The sequence below is a fragment of the Pseudomonas sp. GW822-FHT04H02 genome (assembly GCF_058800645.1).
Window position 1 is genome coordinate 180,412 of sequence record NZ_JBXAMM010000005.1, and the last position, 22,260, is coordinate 202,671.

The 22,260-nt window shown below is 63.2% G+C and carries 21 protein-coding genes and 1 other RNA gene; 12 read left to right on the forward strand and 10 right to left on the reverse strand.

Annotation, left to right across the window (positions count from 1 at the left end; all coding sequences use genetic code 11):
- Positions 1–8 precede the first annotated feature (8 nt).
- Complete coding sequence (gene ppk1, locus AC1RMG_RS22760; protein ID WP_077934942.1) at positions 9–2,228, forward strand: polyphosphate kinase 1; 2,220 nt, start codon at positions 9–11, stop codon at positions 2,226–2,228.
- 174 nt (positions 2,229–2,402) lie between these two features.
- On the opposite strand, the gene ppx is transcribed toward ppk1, so the two are convergent.
- A complete protein-coding gene (gene ppx, locus AC1RMG_RS22765) occupies positions 2,403–3,905 on the reverse strand; it encodes an exopolyphosphatase (protein ID WP_011064157.1) in 1,503 nt (500 codons plus the stop codon).
- Between the two features lie 374 nt (positions 3,906–4,279).
- On the opposite strand from ppx, the gene trxA reads away from it, so the two are divergent.
- From trxA to AC1RMG_RS22790, 5 genes are all read left to right on the forward strand, one after another.
- The gene (gene trxA / locus AC1RMG_RS22770) at positions 4,280–4,609 is read left to right on the forward strand and encodes a thioredoxin TrxA (RefSeq protein ID WP_003206727.1); all 330 of its coding nucleotides are present in this window, start codon (positions 4,280–4,282) and stop codon (positions 4,607–4,609) included.
- A 247-nt stretch (positions 4,610–4,856) separates the two neighbouring features.
- Positions 4,857–6,116, forward strand: coding sequence for a transcription termination factor Rho (gene rho / locus AC1RMG_RS22775; protein WP_011064156.1), 1,260 nt, complete (start codon positions 4,857–4,859; stop codon positions 6,114–6,116).
- 125 nt (positions 6,117–6,241) lie between these two features.
- Positions 6,242–7,708, forward strand: a complete 1,467-nt coding sequence (ubiD, locus tag AC1RMG_RS22780) for a 4-hydroxy-3-polyprenylbenzoate decarboxylase (protein WP_258611284.1) — start codon at positions 6,242–6,244, stop codon at positions 7,706–7,708.
- The gene (locus AC1RMG_RS22785) at positions 7,708–8,676 is read left to right on the forward strand and encodes a CDP-6-deoxy-delta-3,4-glucoseen reductase (protein ID WP_011064154.1); all 969 of its coding nucleotides are present in this window, start codon (positions 7,708–7,710) and stop codon (positions 8,674–8,676) included. The genes ubiD and AC1RMG_RS22785 overlap by 1 nt, the downstream gene beginning before the upstream one ends.
- Positions 8,677–8,890: 214 nt before the next feature.
- Positions 8,891–9,541, forward strand: a complete 651-nt coding sequence (locus tag AC1RMG_RS22790) for a gamma-glutamylcyclotransferase (RefSeq protein WP_011064153.1) — start codon at positions 8,891–8,893, stop codon at positions 9,539–9,541.
- Between the two features lie 16 nt (positions 9,542–9,557).
- On the opposite strand, the gene AC1RMG_RS22795 is transcribed toward AC1RMG_RS22790, so the two are convergent.
- Entirely contained in the window at positions 9,558–10,535 is a 978-nt protein-coding gene (locus tag AC1RMG_RS22795; protein ID WP_053154452.1) for an NADPH:quinone oxidoreductase family protein, read from the reverse strand.
- A gap of 158 nt (positions 10,536–10,693) precedes the next feature.
- Here AC1RMG_RS22795 and AC1RMG_RS22800 point away from each other — a divergent pair, with 158 nt between their 5' ends.
- A complete protein-coding gene (locus AC1RMG_RS22800; RefSeq protein ID WP_011064151.1) occupies positions 10,694–11,101 on the forward strand; it encodes a flagellar basal body-associated protein FliL in 408 nt (135 codons plus the stop codon).
- Between the two features lie 91 nt (positions 11,102–11,192).
- Here the strand turns inward: AC1RMG_RS22800 and AC1RMG_RS22805 are convergent, their stop codons facing one another.
- The 4 genes from AC1RMG_RS22805 to AC1RMG_RS22820 form a co-directional block, all read right to left on the reverse strand.
- Positions 11,193–12,311, reverse strand: a complete 1,119-nt coding sequence (locus AC1RMG_RS22805) for an ABC transporter permease (RefSeq protein WP_015637435.1) — start codon at positions 12,309–12,311, stop codon at positions 11,193–11,195.
- Positions 12,311–15,037, reverse strand: a complete 2,727-nt coding sequence (rbbA, locus tag AC1RMG_RS22810; protein WP_041120353.1) for a ribosome-associated ATPase/putative transporter RbbA — start codon at positions 15,035–15,037, stop codon at positions 12,311–12,313. Before rbbA ends, AC1RMG_RS22805 begins: the two co-directional genes overlap by 1 nt.
- Complete coding sequence (locus AC1RMG_RS22815; protein ID WP_015637433.1) at positions 15,034–15,999, reverse strand: HlyD family secretion protein; 966 nt, start codon at positions 15,997–15,999, stop codon at positions 15,034–15,036. Before AC1RMG_RS22815 ends, rbbA begins: the two co-directional genes overlap by 4 nt.
- 188 nt (positions 16,000–16,187) lie before the next feature.
- Positions 16,188–16,637, reverse strand: coding sequence for an EVE domain-containing protein (locus AC1RMG_RS22820; RefSeq protein ID WP_015637432.1), 450 nt, complete (start codon positions 16,635–16,637; stop codon positions 16,188–16,190).
- A gap of 196 nt (positions 16,638–16,833) precedes the next feature.
- Here AC1RMG_RS22820 and AC1RMG_RS22825 point away from each other — a divergent pair, with 196 nt between their 5' ends.
- The gene (locus tag AC1RMG_RS22825) at positions 16,834–16,983 is read left to right on the forward strand and encodes a hypothetical protein (RefSeq protein ID WP_015637431.1); all 150 of its coding nucleotides are present in this window, start codon (positions 16,834–16,836) and stop codon (positions 16,981–16,983) included.
- A 33-nt stretch (positions 16,984–17,016) separates the two neighbouring features.
- Here AC1RMG_RS22825 and AC1RMG_RS22830 read toward each other — a convergent pair whose 3' ends face one another.
- From AC1RMG_RS22830 to AC1RMG_RS22845, 4 genes are all read right to left on the reverse strand, one after another.
- The gene (locus tag AC1RMG_RS22830) at positions 17,017–17,622 is read right to left on the reverse strand and encodes a 5-formyltetrahydrofolate cyclo-ligase (protein WP_210671453.1); all 606 of its coding nucleotides are present in this window, start codon (positions 17,620–17,622) and stop codon (positions 17,017–17,019) included.
- A 90-nt stretch (positions 17,623–17,712) separates the two neighbouring features.
- Positions 17,713–17,891: non-coding RNA, 6S RNA (ssrS, locus tag AC1RMG_RS22835), on the reverse strand.
- A 23-nt stretch (positions 17,892–17,914) separates the two neighbouring features.
- Positions 17,915–18,238, reverse strand: coding sequence for a cell division protein ZapA (locus AC1RMG_RS22840; RefSeq protein ID WP_493170343.1), 324 nt, complete (start codon positions 18,236–18,238; stop codon positions 17,915–17,917).
- Entirely contained in the window at positions 18,235–18,444 is a 210-nt protein-coding gene (locus AC1RMG_RS22845; RefSeq protein ID WP_011064144.1) for a TIGR02449 family protein, read from the reverse strand. The genes AC1RMG_RS22840 and AC1RMG_RS22845 overlap by 4 nt, the downstream gene beginning before the upstream one ends.
- Before the next feature lie 235 nt (positions 18,445–18,679).
- On the opposite strand from AC1RMG_RS22845, the gene AC1RMG_RS22850 reads away from it, so the two are divergent.
- The 4 genes from AC1RMG_RS22850 to AC1RMG_RS22865 are packed head-to-tail and all read left to right on the forward strand — an operon-like array spanning position 18,680 to position 22,257.
- Positions 18,680–19,237: a YecA/YgfB family protein gene (locus tag AC1RMG_RS22850; RefSeq protein ID WP_011064143.1), complete on the forward strand. Its 558-nt coding sequence runs from the start codon at positions 18,680–18,682 to the stop codon at positions 19,235–19,237.
- A 23-nt stretch (positions 19,238–19,260) separates the two neighbouring features.
- A complete protein-coding gene (gene pepP, locus AC1RMG_RS22855; RefSeq protein WP_262213664.1) occupies positions 19,261–20,595 on the forward strand; it encodes a Xaa-Pro aminopeptidase in 1,335 nt (444 codons plus the stop codon).
- Positions 20,592–21,779 carry a 2-octaprenyl-6-methoxyphenyl hydroxylase gene (gene ubiH, locus AC1RMG_RS22860; protein WP_011064141.1) on the forward strand — a complete coding sequence of 396 codons (1,188 nt, stop codon included), beginning with the start codon at positions 20,592–20,594 and terminating at the stop codon, positions 21,777–21,779. Before pepP ends, ubiH begins: the two co-directional genes overlap by 4 nt.
- Positions 21,772–22,257, forward strand: coding sequence for a DUF4442 domain-containing protein (locus tag AC1RMG_RS22865; protein ID WP_047289868.1), 486 nt, complete (start codon positions 21,772–21,774; stop codon positions 22,255–22,257). The genes ubiH and AC1RMG_RS22865 overlap by 8 nt, the downstream gene beginning before the upstream one ends.
- Positions 22,258–22,260: the final 3 nt, after the last annotated feature.

Genomic DNA, 22,260 nt, shown 5'->3' on the forward strand with positions numbered 1-22,260 from the left:
AACACGCGATGAATACTGAAGGACTCTCAGAAGTTGCCGTAAAAGAAGCTCAGCCGGTGGTCGAGCAAGTGGTGGAGACCCCGCCGGAACTGGAGCCAGTGGCCCCGGCCGCGGTGGCCGAGACGCAACCAGCACCGGCCATCGTCATTCCCAACCTGGATGACAGCAGCCTGTACATCCACCGCGAGCTGTCGCAGCTGCAATTCAACATCCGCGTGCTGGAGCAGGCACTGGATGAGTCCTATCCGTTGCTGGAGCGCCTGAAGTTCCTGCTGATCTTCTCCAGCAACCTGGACGAGTTCTTCGAGATCCGCGTGGCGGGCCTGAAGAAGCAGATCACCTTCGCTCGCGAACAGGCCGGTGCCGACGGTCTGCAGCCTCACCAGGCGCTGGCGCGCATCAGCGAACTGGTGCACGGGCATGTCGACCGCCAGTACGCGATCCTCAACGACATCCTGTTGCCGGAACTGGAAAAACATCAGATCCGTTTCATCCGTCGCCGCTACTGGACCACCAAGCTCAAGACCTGGGTTCGCCGCTATTTCCGCGACGAGATCGCGCCGATCATCACCCCCATCGGCCTGGACCCGACGCACCCGTTCCCATTGCTGGTGAACAAGAGCCTGAACTTCATCGTCGAGCTGGAAGGCATCGACGCCTTCGGGCGCGATTCGGGCCTGGCGATCATCCCCGCGCCGCGCCTGCTGCCGCGGATCATCAAGGTGCCGGAAGAAGTCGGCGGCCCTGGCGACAACTATGTGTTCCTCTCGTCGATGATCCACGCCCACGCCGATGACCTGTTCCAGGGCATGAAGGTAAAAGGCTGCTATCAATTCCGCCTGACCCGAAACGCCGACCTGGCAGTGGACACCGAGGACGTCGAAGACCTGGCCCGTGCGCTGCGCGGCGAGCTGTTCTCCCGTCGCTACGGTGACGCGGTGCGCCTGGAAGTGGCCGACACCTGCCCCAAGCACCTGTCGGACTACCTGCTCAAGCAGTTCAACCTGCACGAGACCGAGCTGTACCAGGTCAACGGCCCGGTGAACCTGACGCGGCTGTTCAGCATCACCGGCCTGGACAGCCACCCGGAGCTGCAATACATCCCGTTCACCCCGCAGATCCCCAAGCTGCTGCAGAACAGCGAGAACATCTTCAGCGTCATCAGCAAGCAGGACATCCTGCTGCTGCACCCGTTCGAATCCTTCACCCCGGTGGTCGACCTGCTGCGCCAGGCTGCCAAGGACCCGCATGTGCTGGCAGTGCGCCAGACCCTGTACCGCAGTGGGGCCAACTCGGAGATCGTCGACGCCCTGGTGGACGCGGCGCGCAACGGCAAGGAGGTCACCGCGGTGATCGAATTGCGTGCGCGGTTTGACGAAGAGTCCAACCTGCAGATGGCCAGCCGTCTGCAGGCGGCCGGTGCGGTGGTGATCTACGGCGTGGTGGGGTTCAAGACCCACGCCAAGATGATGCTCATCCTGCGTCGCGAAGCCGGCGAGATCGTGCGTTATGCGCACCTGGGCACCGGCAACTACCACGCGGCCAACGCCCGTCTGTACACCGACTACAGTCTGCTGACCTCCGACGATGCCTTGTGCGAGGACGTGGGCAAGCTGTTCAGCCAGCTGATCGGCATGGGCAAGACCCTGCGCATGAAGAAGTTGCTGCATGCGCCGTTCACCCTGAAGAAGGGCATGCTCGACATGATCGCCCGGGAGACTCAGTTCGCCCTGGACGGCAAACCGGCGCACATCATCGCCAAGTTCAACTCATTGACCGATCCGAAGATCATTCGCGCGCTGTACAAGGCCAGCCAGTCGGGCGTGCGCATCGACCTGGTGGTGCGTGGCATGTGCTGCCTGCGTCCGGGCATTGCCGGGGTCTCGCACAACATCCACGTGCGCTCGATCATCGGCCGCTTCCTGGAGCACACCCGGGTGTTCTACTTCCTCAATGGCGGCGAGGAACAGATGTTCCTTTCCAGCGCCGACTGGATGGAGCGCAACCTCGACAAGCGGGTCGAGACCTGCTTCCCGGTGGAAGGCAAGAAGCTGATTCTGCGGGTCAAGAAAGAGTTGGAGAGCTATCTCACCGACAACACCCACAGCTGGAGCCTGCAGTCCGACGGCCGCTATATCCGCAATACGCCGACCGGCAACCAGAACCCGCGCAGTGCCCAGGCAACCCTGCTGGAGCGCCTTGGCAGCCCGGTACTGCCGGTGCGCTAAGCGCGTCAGGCGTCGCCGATAATAAAAAGGCCAGCCCGATCACCGGGCTGGCCTTTTTTGTGCGGCTTGCAAGAACTGTGGGCGCTGGCTTGCCAGCGAAGGCGCCCCTGAGGGCGATGCAAGGGGTAGCGGCCTTTTCGCCGGCAAGCCGGCTCCTGCAGCTCCGTGGCAGGGTCAGTTGACGTTGAGCACGATGCCGACCCGGGTCAGCCATTCGGCTTCTAGGGCGAAGTCGGCCTGGGTCAGCTGATTTTCATCCAGCCAGTTTTCCGGGAACTCCACGTCCAGCTGATCGCCCAGGGCGCTGAGGCTCACCTGAGGCATTTGCTGGGTGCCACGGATGTGATGGAAGAGGATGGCGAAACGCAGCAGCACGCACAGCCGGATCAGCTTGATGCCGTCGTCGCCGAACTCGGCGAATTTTTCCTTGGGGATGTTGCGGCGGTGGCCGCGCACCAGGAGAGCCAGCATCTGCTGGTCTTCCCGGGAGAAACCCGCCAGGTCCGAGTGCTCGATCAGGTAGGCACCGTGCTTGTGGTAGTGATAGTGGGCGATGTCCAGCCCCACTTCATGGACCTTGGCCGCCCAGCCCAGCAGTTCGCGCCAGATGCCGTCTTCCAGGTCCCAGTCTGCGGCCACCTGGTCGAAGGCGCGCAGGGCCTTGCCTTCAACGCGCGAGGCTTGTTCCAGGTCGACGTGGTAGCGCTCCATCAGCGAGCTGAGGGTGCGTTCACGGACGTCTTCGTGATGATGGCGGCCCAGCAGATCGTAGAGCACGCCTTCACGCAGGGCGCCTTCGCAGTGATCCATGCGTTGCAGTTCCAGGGCGTCGAAGATCGCTTCGAGAATTGCCAGGCCGGCGGGGAAGATCGCCCGGCGGTCGGGCTTGATGCCTTCGAAGTCGATCTTCTCGGCGTCGCCGAGCTTGAACAGCTTGCGCTTGAGCCAGGCCAGCCCTTCGGCGTTGACCTCGCCGCTACCCTGGCCGCCAGCCTTGAGGGCCAGGCCAATGGCGCGAATGGTTCCGGACGAGCCGATGGCTTCGTCCCAGGTCAGGCGATGCAGGGCATGCTCGATGCTCATGATCTCCAGGCGTGCGGCGGTGTAGGCCTGGGCATAGCGGGCAGGGGTGATCTTGCCGTCGCGGAAATAGCGCTGGGTGAAGCTTACGCAGCCCATCTGCAGGCTCTCGCGCAGCAGGGGTTCGAAGCGCTGGCCGATGATGAATTCGGTACTGCCGCCGCCGATGTCGGCCACCAGGCGCTTGCCCGGGGTGTCGGCGAGGGTGTGGGACACCCCGAGGTAGATCAGGCGGGCTTCTTCACGGCCGGAGATGACTTCCACCGGGTGGCCGAGGATTTCCTCGGCACGGCGAATGAACTCGCCGCGGTTGCGGGCCTCGCGCAGGGCGTTGGTGCCGACGATGCGCACCGTGCCCTGGGGCATGCCGTTGATCAGTTGGGCGAAGCGCTTGAGGCAGTCGAGACCGCGCTGCATGGATTCTTCGTTGAGCTGGCGTTCTTCGTCGATGCCGGCGGCCAGTTGAACCTTTTCTCCGAGCCGCTCGAGAATGCGGATTTCACCGTTCCGGGCCTTGGCCACGACCATGTGAAAGCTGTTGGAGCCCAGATCGATCGCGGCGATCAGGGACAGATTCTTGGCTTGGGATTGGGGCATGGTTGGGGGTCTCGGTCGATAACCTCGCCATCCTGCCACGATCAACGGCTCGCGCCAACGCGCAGTGTCCAATGCGTTGATTCAACGCATAAAAGCCTGCGCCGGGGCGGTGGGCCGGCGGTTCCCTGGCCAGGAAAGATCCCGTTCAATCGGGCGAGCCGCTCCTTGGCAGCCAGGCAAAGACCCAGCTGCAACAGGTGCGTGGTGCCGGCCGGGGTTGCCGAATGGCCTGTGCAACCCGCGTAACGTCCCCAGCTGAGCTATACCCAAACTCGTGGGGCACCATAGTTAGAGTCAATCATCTCCGGCTTCCTGAACGCGGGAAGGGCAGATATGATGGGCCACGTTTTTTTGCTTACAACCTGGAGAATTCCATGAGCAGCGATCTTATCAAACACGTCAGCGACGCCAGCTTCGAGGCCGACGTACTCAAAGCCGAAGGCGCTGTACTGGTCGACTACTGGGCCGAGTGGTGTGGCCCATGCAAAATGATCGCTCCGGTTCTGGACGAAATTGCTGAAACCTACAAGGGCAAGCTGACCGTTGCCAAGCTGAACATCGACGAGAACCAGGAAACCCCGGCCAAGCATGGCGTGCGTGGTATCCCGACCTTGATGCTGTTCAAGAACGGCAACGTCGAAGCTACCAAGGTTGGCGCACTGTCGAAGTCGCAACTGGCTGCCTTCCTCGACGCCAACATCTAAGCGTCGATTTTCAGTGCCCTGGAAAAGCCCCGCAAAATGCGGGGCTTTTTCGTAATTGAGGGCTAGACGCTCCGAAACTCAGGTGTTACATTCGGCCCCGCACTGGTTTCTCCATTGCCCCCTGCAAGCCGTCGCCGACGCTCTCCTTTTCGAATTAGTACGCGATCCTGTCGCCTTCTCTGCGGCGCGGCCTCATTAAGCCAAAAGCTTAATTTCCCCCCTCTATAAATGATTACGTCATTCCTATATGAATCTGACTGAACTCAAGCAAAAGCCGATTACCGAACTGCTCGAATTGGCCGAACAGATGGGCATAGAAAATATGGCCCGTTCGCGCAAGCAGGACGTGATTTTCTCCCTGCTGAAAAAGCACGCGAAAAGCGGTGAGGAAATCTCCGGTGATGGCGTGCTGGAGATCCTCCAGGACGGCTTCGGCTTCCTTCGCTCTGCTGACGCCTCCTATCTCGCTGGCCCGGACGATATCTACGTCTCGCCAAGCCAGATCCGTCGCTTCAACTTGCGCACCGGTGACACCATCGTTGGCAAGATCCGCCCTCCCAAGGAAGGCGAGCGTTACTTCGCGCTGCTCAAGGTCGATACCATCAACTACGACCGCCCAGAGAACGCCAAGAACAAGATTCTGTTCGAAAACCTGACGCCGCTGTTCCCGACCGTGCGCATGAAGATGGAAGCCGGCAACGGTTCCACCGAAGACCTGACCGGTCGTGTGATCGATCTGTGCGCCCCGATCGGTAAAGGCCAGCGTGGTCTGATCGTTGCTCCGCCAAAGGCGGGCAAGACCATCATGCTGCAAAACATCGCGTCGAACATCACGCGCAACAACCCTGAAGTTCATCTGATCGTGCTGCTGATCGACGAGCGTCCGGAAGAAGTGACCGAAATGCAGCGCACTGTGCGCGGCGAAGTGGTCGCCTCCACCTTCGACGAGCCGCCAACCCGCCACGTGCAAGTGGCCGAGATGGTGATCGAGAAGGCCAAGCGCCTGGTCGAACACAAGAAGGACGTAGTGATCCTGCTGGACTCCATCACCCGTCTGGCCCGTGCCTACAACACCGTGATTCCGAGCTCCGGCAAGGTCCTGACCGGTGGTGTCGATGCCCACGCCCTGGAGAAACCGAAGCGTTTCTTCGGCGCCGCGCGGAACATCGAGGAAGGCGGCTCGCTGACCATCATCGCCACCGCGCTGGTTGAAACCGGCTCGAAGATGGATGAAGTGATCTACGAAGAGTTCAAGGGTACCGGCAACATGGAACTGCCCCTGGACCGCAAGATCGCTGAAAAGCGCGTCTTCCCGGCCATCAACATCAACCGTTCCGGCACCCGCCGCGAAGAGTTGCTGACCGCCGACGACGAGCTGCAGCGCATGTGGATCCTGCGCAAGCTGCTGCATCCCATGGATGAAGTCGCTGCCATCGAATTCCTGGTCGACAAGTTGAAACAGACCAAGACCAACGATGAGTTCTTCCTGTCGATGAAACGCAAGTAAATCGATCAGGCCAGCAAGAGCCGGGGAAACCCGGCTTTTTGCTATCTGACATTCTCTATTCTGAACCTGTGGGTTCGGCGCTAAACTGCCTGCCCCGAATGCCACGGCGAAAACGAGGCTCACGCATGCAGTATCGCGACTTGCGCGACTTTATCAGCGGCCTGGAACAGCGCTCGGAACTCAAGCGCATCCAGGTTCCGGTGTCCCCAGTGCTGGAAATGACCGAGGTCTGCGATCGCACCTTGCGTGCCAAAGGCCCGGCCCTGCTGTTTGAAAACCCCACCGGTTATGACATCCCCGTGCTCGGCAACCTGTTCGGCACCCCCGAGCGCGTGGCCCTGGGCATGGGCGCCGAAGCGGTCGGCGAACTGCGCGAGATCGGCAAGCTGCTGGCGTTCCTCAAGGAGCCGGAGCCGCCCAAGGGGCTCAAGGACGCCTGGTCCAAGCTGCCGATCTTCCGCAAGATCATTTCCATGGCGCCCAAGGTGGTCAAGGATGCGGTGTGCCAGGAAGTGGTGATCGAAGGCGACGACGTCGACCTTGGCATGCTGCCGGTGCAGACCTGCTGGCCGGGCGATGTCGGCCCGCTGATCACTTGGGGCCTGACCGTGACCAAGGGCCCGAACAAGGACCGGCAGAACCTGGGTATCTATCGTCAGCAGGTGATCGGCCGCAACAAGGTGATCATGCGCTGGCTGAGCCACCGCGGCGGCGCGCTGGATTACCGCGAGTGGTGCGAGAAGCACCCGGGCCAGCCGTTCCCGGTGTCGGTGGCGCTGGGCGCGGACCCGGCGACCATTCTCGGCGCCGTGACCCCGGTGCCGGACAGCCTTTCCGAATACGCCTTTGCCGGCCTGCTGCGGGGCAACCGCACTGAGCTGGTGAAGTGCCGCGGTAACGACCTGCAGGTTCCGGCCACGGCTGAAATCATCCTTGAAGGGGTGATCCATCCCGGCGAGATGGCCGATGAAGGCCCGTACGGCGACCACACCGGCTACTACAACGAGGTCGACAGCTTCCCGGTGTTCACCGTGGAGCGCATCACCCACCGCATAAAGCCGATCTACCACAGCACCTACACCGGCCGGCCGCCCGATGAGCCGGCGATCCTCGGCGTCGCGCTGAACGAAGTCTTCGTGCCGATCCTGCAGAAGCAGTTTCCGGAAATCACCGACTTCTACCTGCCGCCCGAAGGCTGTTCCTACCGCATGGCGGTGGTGACCATGAAGAAGCAGTACCCGGGCCACGCCAAGCGGGTCATGCTGGGTGTCTGGTCGTTTTTGCGACAGTTCATGTACACCAAGTTCGTTATCGTCACCGACGACGATATCAATGCCCGGGACTGGAACGATGTGATCTGGGCCATCACCACGCGCATGGACCCCAAGCGCGACACGGTGATGATCGACAACACCCCGATCGACTACCTCGACTTCGCCTCGCCGGTGTCTGGCCTGGGTTCGAAGATGGGGCTCGATGCGACTCACAAGTGGCCTGGAGAAACCACCCGAGAGTGGGGCCGGGTCATCGTCAAGGATGAGGCGGTCACCCGCCGGATCGATGCCATCTGGAATCAGTTAGGAATAGATTGATGCGTGTAACCTTGCAGCCCTCCGGAGCCGTGCTTGAGACGCTGCCCGGCGAGCGGATTCTCGATGCGGCGCGGCGCCTGGGCTATGAATGCCCGCAGAGCTGCCGCAATGGCAACTGTCATGTCTGTGCGGCGCTGCTGGTGGAGGGCAGCGTGCAGCAAGCTGGCGACGTGCGTGATCACGGCGAGTTCTACACTTGCATTGCAGAGCCGCTGGAAGACTGCATCGTGCTGTGGGATGGCGTCCTTGCGCTGGGAGAATTGCCGGTGCGCAGCCTGTCGTGTCAGCTTACTGAATGCCTGGAGGTTGGCGGCGATGTCTGGCGGGTCAGGCTGCGGGCACCGGCCGGCAAGCCGCCGCGCTATCACGCCGGGCAGTACCTGATGCTGGAGCGGGATAACGGTGAGAAGTCGGCCTTTTCCCTGGCATCGGCGCCTCACAGCGGGCGAGATCTGGAACTGCATGTGCTGGTGCGCGAGAACAGTGCGCAAAGCCTGATGGAGCAACTGCAGCGCAACCGCATGGCTCGGGTGCAGTTGCCTTTTGGCGACACCCACCTGGCCGAGTTGCCGGATGGGCCGCTGGTGCTGATCGCCGCCGGTACCGGCATGGCGCAGATGCACAGCCTGATCGAGCATTGTCGGGCCGCCGGCTTCAAGCATCCGGTGCACCTGTACTGGGGCGTGCGCCGGCCGGAAGATTTCTACCAGCTGGAACACTGGGACGAGTGGCAGCAACTGCCCAACCTCTACCTGCACAAAGTGGTCAGCGACCTGTGTGGCTGGGAGGGGCGCTGCGGCATGCTGCATGAAGCGGTGTGCGAGGACATTACCGACCTGTCGGCGGTACACGTTTACGCCAGCGGCTCGCCGGCGATGATCTACGCCACCCTGGATGCGCTGGTGAGTGCCGGGATGGATGCCCACCAAATGCGCGCCGACGTGTTTGCCTACGCCCCGCGGCCCTGACTGCATCGGGCCTGCGCGGCGCGTTATAACTCTGTATATAGCCTATCGGTATTTATCTAATTAAATAAATGCCGGTAGGTTATATATAAGCCTCCAACTTAAGTGCCACTGCTTAGTGGCACTTAACTTGCCTTGAAACTCATGTGTCTTGCAGTTACTGCCAAGCGTTCTATTAAGTAACTTCTTTTACACGGGGAGCCGAACGCTATTCGCCATGACAGCCCTTGAATCCAGTTATCTGAATCTGGCTTACCCTCCGCGGCTCGATCTGGGCCCGCAGCTGACGCACGACCAACTTCGCAGTTCCATGCAATCCACCATGGCCCGGCACAAGGGTGGGCCGGTGTGGCTGTTCGCCTACGGTTCACTGATCTGGCGGCCGGAATGCTCGGCGGTCGAACGCAAGCGGGGCAGGGTGCATGGTTATCATCGCGGCCTGTACCTGTGGTCCCACGAGCATCGCGGCACGCCGGAGCTGCCGGGGCTGGTGTTCGGCCTGGATCGTGGCGGCTCCTGCAGCGGCTTCGCCTATCGGCTGCCGGAAGAGCAACTGGACGCCTCGCTGTACGCCCTGTGGCAGCGTGAAATGCCTTATCCCTCCTATCGCCCGCACTGGCTCAACTGCCGCCTTGAGGATGGCAGCCAGGTTCAGGCCCTGGGCTTTGTGCTGGAGCGACACCTGCCCAGCTATGCCGGCAATCTGCCGGACGATGTCCTGAACCAGGTGTTCGAAAGCGCTTGCGGGCGGTATGGCACCACCCGCGATTATGTCGAACAGACGGTCCAGGCCCTGCGCAGCCACGCCATGCCAGATCGCAACCTGGAGGCGCGGCTCAAGCGCTGCAAGGGGGCGGACGCCCATTGAGGCCCTGTAGCCGGTCTTAGCGCACCTGCACCACGACCTTGCCCACCGCTCTGCGCTGGCCGAGATCATCGATGGCTCGCGCAGCCTCCGTCAGCGGATAGACCTGGGAGACCAGCGGCTTGAGCTTGCCCTCGGCGAACCAGCCGAACAGTTGCTGGAAGTTCGCCGCGTTGTCCTGGGGCTGGCGCTGGGCGAAGGAGCCCCAGAACACACCCACCACCGCTGCACCCTTGAGCAGGGCCAGGTTCACCGGTAGCTCGGGGATGCGCCCGCTGGCGAACCCCACCACCAGCAGCCGGCCGTTCCAGGCGATGGAGCGGATGGCCTGGTCGAACAGGTCGCCGCCCACCGGGTCGTAGATCACATCCGCGCCATTGCCGCCGGTCAGGCGCTTGATCTCGTCCTTCAGGCTGCTTTCGCTGTAGTTGATCAGCTCATCGGCACCGGCAGCCTTGGCCACGGCGAGCTTTTCCGCGCTGCTGGCAGCGGCAATCACCCGGGCGCCCATGGCCTTGCCGATTTCCACGGCGGCCAGCCCGACCCCGCCCGAGGCACCAAGCACCAGCAAGGTTTCACCGGGCTGCAGGTTGCCGCGCTGCTTGAGGGCGTGCATCGAGGTGCCGTAGGTCATGCTGAAGGCGGCGGCTGTATTGAAGTCCATGGCGGCGGGAATCGGCAGCACGTTGTAACCGGGGACGGCCACCTGCTCGGCGAAGCTGCCCCAGCCGGTCAGGGCCATGACCCGGTCACCGGCCTTGAGGTGGCCGACCTTCTCGCCCACTGCGCTGACCACGCCGGCCGCTTCGCCCCCGGGGGAGAAGGGGAATGGCGGCTTGAACTGGTACTTGCCCTCGATGATCAGGGTGTCCGGGAAGTTGACGCCTGCGGCATGCACCTGCAGCAGGATCTCGTTCTTCTTCGGCACGGGGCTTGCGACCTCTTCCAGCACCAGCGTTTCGGCAGGGCCGAAGGCTTTGCACAGCACGGCTTTCATCAGGGCTATTCCTTTGGGAGTGGTGGCCGATAAGTGTAGGAGTGTGAATCAGGCGGTCAACGAGCATGCCCGGTCCTGATGACCAGCCATAAGCTTGTGCTTGGGCTCAGGCGGGCGGGCCTTTATGCTAGGCCGCAAACCGGATTAAGGAGCGAATTGTGAAAGCGTGGATCATGTTGCTGCTGGCCCTCTCCCTGCCCATGGCAGCGATGGCCGAAGAGGCCAAAGAAGGTGAAGCACCGAAAGTCAGCTACATCAGCCTGAACCCACCCTTCGTGGGCAACTACGGCCTGGACGGCGGCCCTAAACTCAAGGTCTACAAGGCCGACGTGGCCCTGCGGGTAACCGGCGACGCCTCGGCCCAGGCGGTCAAGGCCAACGAGCCGCTGATCCGCAACCAGTTGGTGGCGCTGTTCGCCCAGCAGACCAGCGACACCATGAATAACGTCGAAGCCAAGGAAAAGCTGCGCCAGGAAGCCCTCAAGCAGGTGCAGCAAGTCATGAACGACGAAACCGGCAAGCCGGTGGTGGAAGACCTGCTGTTCAACAACCTGATCATTCAGTAAGCCTGTCCCCGCTACAGGCGTAGGAGCTGGCTTGCCAGCGAAGGCGTCCCTGCGGCCCTTCGCCGGCAAACCGGCCCCTACGCGGTGTGGGTCATGAAGCCAGGCTCTTGCGAAAGCGCGCCAGGGCGATGGCGAAGAACACCAGGCCGATGGTCGCCAGGGCCAGCAGGTCGGGCCAGACCACACTGACTCCCGCATCGCGGAACAGGATCGCCGCGCTGAGGCTGACGAAGTGCGTCGACGGCGAACCCTGCATCACCCACTGCAGCCACTGCGGCATGCTGTCCAGCGGCGTACTGCCGCCGGACAGCAGCAGCATCGGGATGATCACCGGAATCGCCAGCAGGCCGAACTGCGGGGTCGAGCGGGCCAGGGTGGCGAGGAAGATCCCCAGGGCGGTACTGGCGAACAGATAGAGCGCAGTAACCATCAGGAACAGCGCCATGGACCCCGCCAGCGGCACCCCCAGCACACCCTTGACTATCACCTCCAGCGATACCCAGGTGCACAGCACCACCACCAGCATGTTGCTCCAGACCTTGGCCAGCATGATCTCCAGCGCTGTCAGCGGCAGCACCAGCAGGTGATCGAGAGTGCCGTGCTCGCGTTCGCGCAGCAGCGCGGTGCCGGTGAGTACGATGGCCAGGATGGTGATGTTGTTGACGATCTGGATCACCGCCAGGAACCAGCCGCCCTCCAGGTTGGTATTGAACAGGGCGCGGGTGGTCAGCAGTGCCGGGGCCTTGCTGGTGGCGTCCGCCTGGTTGGCGTAGGTGAGCAGCTCGCGCTGGAAGATCCGGCCGATGTAGCCGGCGCCCATGAAGGCCTGGCTCATGGCGGTGGCATCGACGTTGACCTGTACCGCAGGCTGGCGCCCGGCCAGCAAGTCGCTCTGGAAGTTGGCCGGGACATTGATCACAAAGGTGTACTGGCCGCTGTCCATCACCGAGTCCAGCTGGTCATAGGGCAGCGGCACCGGAGCCTGGAACTCGGGGGGTTGCAGCGCTTCGGCCAGTTGCCGGGAGAGGGCGCTGTGATCTTCGTCCACCAGGGCCACGCTGGCGTTGTGCACGCCGATCACCGAGCCGGCGGCGGGCAGGTAGATGGCCACGGTGAAGGCATACATCAAGAACAGCAGCAGCACGCTGTCGTGGCGCAGGCTGGTGAGCTCCTTCAAGCCCAGGCGCAGGATATGGGCGAGACGATTCATCAGACCTCCTGCTTTTTCAGCATGACCAGGCTGAGCCCGGTGAAACCAAGGAAAAAGCCCACCAGGGCCAGGCACTGGGGCCAGAGTTCGCGCAGGTCCAGGGCCTTGGTGAAGGTGCCGACGGCGATGTCGAGGAAGTAACCGGCGGGAAACAGCTGGCCCATGACCGCCGCCGAGCCTTCCAGGGACGAGCGCGGCACGATCAGCCCGGAAAACTGGATGGTGGGCAGGCTGGTGATGATCATGGTGCCCAGAATCGCTGCGATCTGAGTGCGGGTGAATGCCGAGATCAGCAGCCCCATGCTGGTGGTGGCCAGCACATAGAGCACGCCGCCCAGGGCGAGGGTCAGGCCGCTGCCCTTGAAGGGCACGCCGAACAGCCAGCGGTTCATGGCCACCAGCAGGGCCAGGTTGATCAGACTGACGGCCAGGTAGGGCGCCTGTTTGCCAAGGAGGAACTCCAGGCGGGTCAGGGGCGTGGCGTAGAAGTTGGTGATCGAGCCCAGCTCCTTTTCGCGGACGATGCCCAGGGCCGTGAGCATCGCCGGAATGAACGCCAGGATCAGCGCCATGACCCCGGGGCCGATGGCATTCACGCTGACCACGTCCTGGTTGTAGCGAAAGCGCGTTTCCAGCTTGGCCGCCGGCCTGGTGCTGAGGGCCGGGCTGCTTTGTTCCGCCAGCAGCTCGAGGTTGGCCTGGTGCACGGCCTCGACATAGTTGCGGCTGGTTTCCGCACGAAACGGCATGCCGCCATCCAGCCAGGCCGCCACCGCGGGCTGGCGTCCGGCATAGAGGTCACGGCCAAAGCCGGGAGGAATCTCCAGGGCCAGCTTGATCTCCGAGCGTTGCAGGCGCCGGTGCAGTTCGGCGGAGCTGCGGATGGTCGGTTTCTCCTCGAAGTAGCGTGAGCTGCGGAAGGCTTCCAGGTAGGCACGGCTCTGTGGCGTCTGATCCTGGTCGTAGACGGCGAAGGCCAGTTTCTCCACGTCCAGGGAAATGCCATAGCCGAAGATCACCATCATGAAGATCGCCCCCAGCAGGGCGAAGCCCAGGCGTACTTTGTCTCGCAGTAGCTCCTTGCCCTCGCGGCTGGCCACCGCCAGCAGGCGCGCCAGGCTCAGGCCCGAACGCGGGGCGGCGAGGGTGCCGGCAGCGGTGGGTGTAGCCGCCTCCGGTGATGGCGCAGGTGTGTCCGGGGTGCCCTGGGCCTCTTCCAGGCAGCGGACGAAGGCGGCCTCCAGGGTGTCGCCGGCAAACTGTTGCTGCAGCGCCGCCGGGGTGTCGCAGGCCAGCACCTTGCCGGCGTGCATCAGCGAAATGCGGTCGCAGCGCTGGGCCTCGTTCATGAAGTGGGTGGACAGGAAGATGGTCACTCCCTGTTCCCGGGACAGCTCGATCAGCAGGCGCCAGAAGTCGTCTCGGGCCGCCGGGTCGACCCCGGAAGTGGGCTCGTCGAGGATCAGCACTTCCGGGCGGTGCAGCACTGCCACTGCCAGCGACAGGCGCTGGCGCAGGCCCAGAGGCAAGGCGCCGGACTGCTGCTCGGCAATCGCCCCGAGGTCGAAGCGCTGGATCAGTTCCTCGATGCGCGGGCCGCTTTCGGCTTTCGGCAGGTCGAACAGGCGGGCGTGCAGTTCCAGGTTCTGGCGCACGCTGAGCTCGCCATACAGGGAAAAGCTCTGGGACATGAAACCGACCCGCTTGCGGGTGGCCAGGTCCTTGGCGTCCACCGGGTTGCCCAACAGCTTGGCGCTGCCCTCGCTGGCGGGCATCAGCCCGGTGAGGACCTTCATGGTGGTGGTCTTGCCGCAGCCGTTGGAACCGAGGAAACCGAAGATCTCCCCGCGGCCGATGGCGAAGCTGACCTTGTTGACCGCGGTGAAGTCGCCGAAGCGCAGGGTCAGCTCATGGGCCTCGATGGCGATGTCCTGGTTGTCGCCGGAACGCGGCGGAATCACCAGGGGCTGGTTGTCATGACCGCTGTCGCCCTGGAAATGGGTGAAGGCGTCGTCCAGCTTGCCGCTGGCGGTGATCTGCGCCAGCTCCTGGCTCAGGCCCTGGGCGATCAACTTGCCCTGGTCGAGCATCAGGCAGTGTTCGAACTGTTCGGCCTCCTCCATGTAGGCGGTTGCCACCAGCAGGGTCAGTTGCGGGCGTTGCCGGCGTACGTCTTCGACCAATTCCCAGAAACGCCGGCGCGACAGGGGGTCGACCCCGGTGGTGGGCTCGTCGAGGATCAGCAGGTCCGGTTCGTGGATCAGCGCACAGCACAGGCCAAGCTTCTGCTTCATCCCGCCGGACAGCTTGCCCGCCGGGCGTTCGGCGAAGCGCAGCAGGTCGGTGGCCAGCAACAGGCTGTGCATGCGCTGTTCGCATTCATCCTTGGGCAGGCCGAACAGGGTGGCGAAGAAGCGGATGTTCTCGCTGATGGACAGCTCGGGATACAGGTTGCCCCCCAGGCCCTGGGGCATGAAGGCGATGCGCGGATAGAGGCTGCTGCGGTGGCGCCGTTGCGAGATCGGCCCGCCGAGTACGTCGAGCTCGCCCTGCTGAAGTTTCTTGACCCCGGCGATCAGCCCCAGAAGGCTCGACTTGCCGGCGCCGTCCGGGCCGATCAAGCCGCAGCGGGTGCCCGCTGGCAGGTTGAAACTGATGTCGCTCAGGGCCTGCTGTGAACCATAGCGATGGCTGATGCCGTTCGCTTGCAGCGCCAGGGCGCTCATTGCAGGTTGGCCGGCCAGTCCACGGGGGCGGTGCGCACATAACCGGCGCCGGGCATGCCCGGTTTGGCCTGGGGCACGGCGGCGGGTTGAGTCAGGCGCACCTTGACCCGGAACACCAGCTTCTGGCGCTCGTCCCGGGTTTCCACCTCTTTGGGGGTGAATTGGGACTTGGCCGCGACGAAGCTGATCTTCGCCGGCAGGGGCTGGTTGGGCAGGGCGTCGAGGAGGATCCGCGACTCGTCGCCAACGGTCAGGCGGCCGGTGACCGAAGCCGGCAGGTAGAGGTTCATGTACTGGTCATTGGGGTCGATCAGCAGCAGCACACGGCCGCCGGCGCCCAGCACTTCGCCGGGTTCGGCCAGGCGCAGTTGGATGATGCCGTCGATGGGCGCCCGCAGGCTGCTGTCGTCGATTTCGCTGGTGAGCTGAGCAACCTGGGCCTGGGCGGCGCCGATGGCGGCCTTCACCGCTGCGACCTGGGCCTGGGCCGCCAGGACTGCTGCGTTGCCGGTGTTCAGGCGGGCCTGCTGCTGGTCGATGATCTGCTGGCTGGCGAAGCCGCGCTTGAACAGCTCCTGAGAGCGCCTGAGTTCCTGATTGGCCAGCAGCAGTTCGCTCTGGCGCAACTGCACATTGGCTTCGGCTGCAGACAGGTTCTCTCGGGCGCGCAGCACTTCGGCCTCGGCCTGATTGCGCTGGGCTTCCAGGGTGCGGGTGTCCATGCGTGCCAGCAACTGGCCTTGAAGCACCTTGTCGCCTTCGTTGACCCGCACTTCCGCCAGGCGCCCCGGAATCTTGCTGGCGATCTGCACTTCGGTGGCTTCGAGCCGGCCGTTGCCCATGCTCAGGCCTTCGGGCAGGCGATCCTGGAGGGATTTCCAGTAGCCGAAAGCACCGGCGGCGAGTAACAGAATCAACAGGGAAACAGCAAAAAGGCGGGAGGAACGGTGGTTCGTCGACATGTGTTCTGCGTCCTGCGGCAATAGCGTCCAAGTCTGACGGCTCAAGGCTTTCTACGGCTTGATGCCCGTCAAATGAAAGGGCCAAGCCTAAACCTATTGTTTGCAGGCTGCATGATGATCGGGGCAAAAAAACGTTCGGGCTGGCGCCGTGGACAGATCCGACTCCCGGCGCCAGGGGGGCTGGGTGGTCAGCGCAGGGCGAGTACGGCAGCCCATTGTTCGGCGGTGACCGGCATGACCGACAGGCGGCTGCCTTTGTGCACCAGAGGCATTTCGGCGAGAGCTGCCTGCTGCTTGAGGTAATCCAGGCGCAGCACCTTGGTGAAGGTTTCCACATGGGCCACGTCGATGGCGCTCCAGGCATTCTTTTCGGCACTGGATTTGGGGTCGAAGTAGACGCTGTCCGGCTCCAGGGCGGTGGGGTCCGGGTAGGCGGCCTTGATGATCCGGCCGATGCCGGCGATACCCGGTTCCGGGCAGCTGGAGTGGTAGAAGAAGAACTCGTCGCCTACCGCCATGGCGCGCAGGAAGTTGCGCGCCTGGTAATTGCGCACCCCGTCCCAACGGGCTTGGCCGAGTTGCTGCAAACCCTGGATCGAGAGTTCGTCGGGCTCGGATTTCATCAGCCAATAGGCCATCTTTCTTACCCTCCAAAGGGTGATTGGGCAGGTTGTCGGGCAATTTTATGACAAACCGACGGTCGGTTGACGTCAGCATTTGCGTGTCGGTTCACGTTATCGCAGAATGCCGGGATTTTAAGCTTGACGCTGCTGCATGGCCTGTTATGGAAACCATGCTTGGAGCGTGTGTGATTTGCCTGAGGGGGGGCAATCGATGAAACGCCAACCGGATTTACTATGGATTTTGGTTATTTTGTTCGGTTTGGGCGTTGTGACCACCGGTTATGCGCAGAGCTTATGGGCCAGCAAGACCGATGCTCCCATCGAAATCGCACAACAGCAGCCGCAGCCTTTCAAGCGCTGAACCCGCTCGGGTGCCGCTGATCGAACGCGGCACCTATCGAGCGAAGTACCACCTCCGATCCGTCACCGTACCGTGCAAGGGTACATCCCAACTGGCCTGGTCCAGCTTTCCGACTTTCTGACATTCATGGGCCAGCCCCAGCAGCTTCGGCTTGCGCCAGTTCTGGCGCCGCGCAAGGTAGGCCAGGCTGCGGTCATAAAAGCCGCCACCCATCCCCAGGCGTCCACCTTCTTCATCAAAGCCAACCAGGGGCAGCAGCACCAGGTCCAGGGCCCAGACCTTGCGTTGCCGCGCGCAATTGACCCGGGGCTCGAGAATGCGAAAACGATTGGGCCGCAGCGTTTCTCCCGGGAGGACGCGCTGGAAAACCATCTTGGTCCGGGGCCAGGCGCTGAGCACCGGCAGGTAGGTGGCCTTGCCCCGGCGCTGGGCGGCACGCAGCAGCAGGCGCGGGTCGATTTCACCGTCGGTGGGCAGATACAGGGACAGGTGCCGTGCCCGACGAAACACCGGGTCCTGGGCCAGTTGGCGGTACAGGCCAAGGGCTGCCTGGCGTTGCTCGGCAGGGCTCAGGGCGCGACGGGCCTTGCGCAGCATGCGGCGAAGTTGCGGGCGGGAAAGCGGCGCAGGTTCGGTCATGAAAGAGGCTATGAGAAGGTCGGATTTGGCAGAACAGCCTACCCGGAAAAACCAATGCCAGCATGGATAACTGGCATTGGCTGACAATTCAGGCTCCCCAGGCGAACCGCTGTCGACTTAGCCCTTGAACCCGAAAGTTCAAGGCGGAAGATGCAGCAGGCTTTAAGGCTTTCCGTCTAGCGGACATGCACACCAGCCCAACGTGCAACTTCCAGGGTAGTGCGAATCGGCTCAGGGACATCGCCAACTGGCAAGCACCCCAGGGAGTGGCGGGAGTATACCGCAACCGCTGTCAGGAATCAGCTTTGCTTGTGTCCGAATCGGTGGCCAGAACCAGGTCAACACGCTCCAGCAGATCCCTCACCTGTTCCCGGGTGGTGGCGCTGGCCCGCACATCCGGACGCTCCTGGCGGTGCAGCAGGTCGTGGGTGATGTTCAGGGCGGCCATGACCGCGATGCGATCGGCGCCGATGACTTTGCCGCTGCTGCGGATCTCGCGCATCTTGCCGTCCAGGTAACGGGCGGCGCTCACCAGATTGCTGCGCTCTTCCTGGGGGCAGATGATCGAATACTCTTTGTCGAGGATCTGCACGGTAACGCTATTGCTTGAACTCATGAGTCTTGCTCCAGGGCCTTGAGGCGCGAAATCATCGATTCGACCTTACGCCGGGCGATTTCGTTTTTTTCAATGAGGTGCGCGCGTTCCTCGCGCCAGGTCTTTTCCTGAGCTAATAAGAGTGCGTTTTGACTCTTTAGTTGCTCGACCCGGGTAATAAGCAGTTCGAGTCTGGCCATCAGTGCGTGCAGGTCGGTGTCTTCCATTGTGTCCCACTGAAGTTGGTCTGATGAGTGGCAACTGGCTGGGCAGCGCCTCAATGGCCTGAGCAGTCGTGGCGCATCTGGCGTTGTCCGGTCGGCAATCTGTCTGTCGCCCGAGGCCCTGCGGGCCACTGTAACGGGGCGCAAAGCACAACGCGGCGCTGGCAATGAATGATGACACGCCCTACGATACAAGGCCTTCATTCTAGACATTGCGCCGCTTGGCGCCTAGCTGCCCATGCCCATTCAGAATTCCCCGTACAACGCCTTCGCCACCCTGCTCAGCAGCAGCGGTCATCCTGTTTCTCCTGCCGAGCTGCACGGCCTGTTGCTGGGTCGCAGCTGCGCCGGCGCCGGCTTCGAAGTCGACGGCTGGCTGGTGGACGCCGCCGAACTGCTCGAAGGCGAGCCGCAAGACAACGTGCGCAGCGCCTTGATCGGCCTGCAGGAGATGGTCAAGGGCGAGCTCACCAGCGATGACATGACCGTGGTCCTGCTGCTGCCCAGCGACGACGCCCCCCTGGCCGAGCGTGCCGCTGCCCTGGGCCAGTGGTGCCAGGGCTTCCTCGCCGGTTTCGGCCTCAACTCCCGCGACAGCAGTGCCCTGAGCGTCGAGGCCACGGAAGTGTTGCAGGACCTTGCAGCCATTGCTCAGGTCCAGGACGCGCTGGAGGAATCCGATGACGGTGAAAGCGACTACATGGAAGTGATGGAGTACCTGCGGGTTGCGCCTCTGCTGCTATTCACCGAGACCAACAAGACCGTTGCGCCGGCTGCCAAGCCTTCTCTGCACTGACTGACAGGGAACTGCGTCCGCCCATGATTCATATCCCGAAAGCGGAATACAGCCGTCGCCGCAAGGCGCTCATGGCGCAGATGGAGCCCAACAGCATCGCGATCCTGCCGGCGGCGGCCGTGGCCATTCGCAATCGCGATGTGGAGCACGTCTACCGCCAGGACAGCGATTTCCAGTACCTCAGCGGGTTTCCCGAGCCCCAGGCGGTGATCGTGCTGATCCCCGGCCGGGAGCACGGCGAGTACGTGCTGTTCTGTCGCGAGCGCAACCCGGAGCGCGAACTCTGGGACGGTTTGCGGGCCGGCCAGGAGGGCGCGATTCGCGACTACGGTGCCGATGACGCATTTCCCATCACCGATATCGACGACATCCTGCCGGGCTTGATCGAAGGCCGCGACCGGGTTTACTCGGCCATGGGCAGCAACCCCGAATTCGATCGTCACCTGATGGACTGGATCAACGTGATCCGCTCTAAAGCGCACCTCGGCGCCCAGCCGCCGAACGAATTCGTTGCCCTGGATCATCTGCTGCACGACATGCGCCTGTATAAATCGGCGGCAGAAGTGAAGGTGATGCGCGAGGCCGCACGGATCTCCGCCCAGGCCCATATCCGCGCAATGCAGGCCAGCCGTCCCGGGTTGCATGAGTTCAGCCTGGAAGCCGAGCTGGATTACGAATTCCGCAAGGGCGGGGCGAAGATGCCGGCCTATGGCTCGATCGTCGCGGCGGGCCGCAACAGCTGCATCCTGCATTACCAGCAGAATGACGCCGTGCTCAAGGACGGTGACCTGGTGCTGATCGACGCCGGTTGCGAGATCGACTGCTATGCCAGCGATATCACCCGCACCTGGCCGGTCAACGGCAAGTTTTCGCCGGAGCAGAAGGCGATCTACGAACTGGTGCTGGCTTCCCAGGAAGCGGCCTTTGCCCAGATCGCCCCGAACAAGCACTGGAACCAGGCTCATGAGGCGACGGTCCAGGTGATCACCGCCGGCCTGGTGCAACTGGGCCTGCTGGAAGGCGATGTGGACCAGCTGATTGCCAGCGAGGCCTACAAGACGTTCTACATGCACCGTGCCGGACACTGGCTGGGCATGGATGTACACGACGTCGGCGAGTACCGGGTCGGCGGCGAGTGGCGGGTGTTGGAGGTCGGCATGGCGCTGACCGTGGAGCCGGGCATCTACATATCCCCGGACAACCAGCAGGTAGCGAAGAAGTGGCGCGGCATCGGCGTGCGCATCGAGGACGACGTGGTAGTGACCAAGCAGGGCTGTGAAATTCTGACAGGTGGCGTGCCCAAGAGCGTGGCCGAGATCGAGGCCTTGATGGCCGCTGCGCGGACCCAGGTGTCATGAGCCGGGTCAATCTGGCCATCATCGGTGGCGGTCTGGTAGGCGCGAGCCTGGCCCTGGCGCTGCAGGCCGGGGCCAAGGCCCGGGGCTGGAAGATCGTGCTGATCGAGCCCTTCGCGCCGGGCGACAGTTTCCAGCCCAGCTACGATGCCCGTTCCTCGGCCCTGTCCTTTGGCGCCCGGCAGATCTACCAGCGCCTGGGGCTGTGGCAGGCGATCTCCCGGCGAGCCGAGCCGATCAAGCAGATTCACGTGTCCGACCGTGGGCGGTTCTCCACCGCGCGCCTGTCGGCCATGGAAGAAGGGGTGCCGGCCCTGGGCTATGTGGTGGAAAACGCCTGGCTCGGCCAATGCCTGTGGCAAGGGCTGGACAAGGACGTGATCAGCTGGCGCTGCCCGGCCGAAGTCACCCGTCTGGAGCCGCTGGCAGGCGGCTATCGCCTGACCCTGAACGACGAAACCACCCTGGAATGCGATCTCGCCGTGCTGGCCGACGGCGGCCGCTCCGGCCTGCGCGAACAACTGGGCATCGGGGTCAAGAACCGCCCCTATAACCAGAGTGCGCTGATTGCCAACATCACCCCCAGCGAAGCCCACAACGGCATGGCCTTCGAGCGCTTCACCGACGATGGCCCAATGGCCTTGCTGCCGCTGCCGGATAATCGCTGTGCACTGATCTGGACCCGCCAGGGCATGGATGCACAGCGTCTGGCCGACCTGGACGAGCGCAGCTTCCTCAGTGAATTGCAGGGCGTGTTCGGTTACCGCCTGGGAACCCTGAAACAAGTCGGCGCCCGCCATCTCTACCCGCTGTCCCTGGTGGAAGCCGAGGAACAGGTGCGCCCGCACCTGGTGGTGCTGGGCAATGCGGCCCACAGCCTGCATCCGATCGCCGGCCAGGGCTTCAACCTGTCACTGCGCGATGCCCAGGCCCTGGCGGACGCCTTGTTGGCCAGCGAAGCGCTGCCGGGGGATTTTGCCGTGCTGCAGGCCTACCGCGAACGTCAGCGCCTGGACCAGAACCTGACCGTGGGCTTCTCCGATCAGGTCACCCGGCTGTTCGGCAGCAAACTGCCGCTGCTGTCCGTGGGGCGCAACCTGGGCCTGCTTGGCCTGGACCTGCTGCCACCGGCCAAACGCTGGTTCGCTCGCCAGGCCATGGGCCTGGGCACTCGCCCGGATGCGTGACTGGCTGACCCGGCGGTTCGGCAAGGCCCGCCTGTTGCGCTGGGTGTTGAACCTGTACCCGCCCTACCTCGGGGCTGGCGTGCGGGTTCGGCACATCAGTGCGGATTTCCGTGACGTCCAGGTCTGCATGGGCCTGGGCTGGTACAACCGCAACTATGTCGGCACCCAGTTCGGCGGCAGCCTGTATTCCATGGTGGACCCGTTCTTCATGCTGATGCTGATGGAGAACCTGGGTCCCGGCTACATCGTCTGGGACAAGGCCGCGACCATCGATTTCATCGCCCCGGGCAGAGGGCCGGTGTTTGCCCGGCTCAGTATCGACCAGGCGCTGCTCGACGATGTTCGCCAGCAGACCGCAACGGGCGAGAAGTACCTGCCGCAGTGGCAGGTAGAGATTCATGACGGCTCCGGCACCCTGGTGGCGCGGGTCGATAAAACCCTTTATGTGCGGCTCAAGCCGCCAGTGAGACAGGCCTAAAGC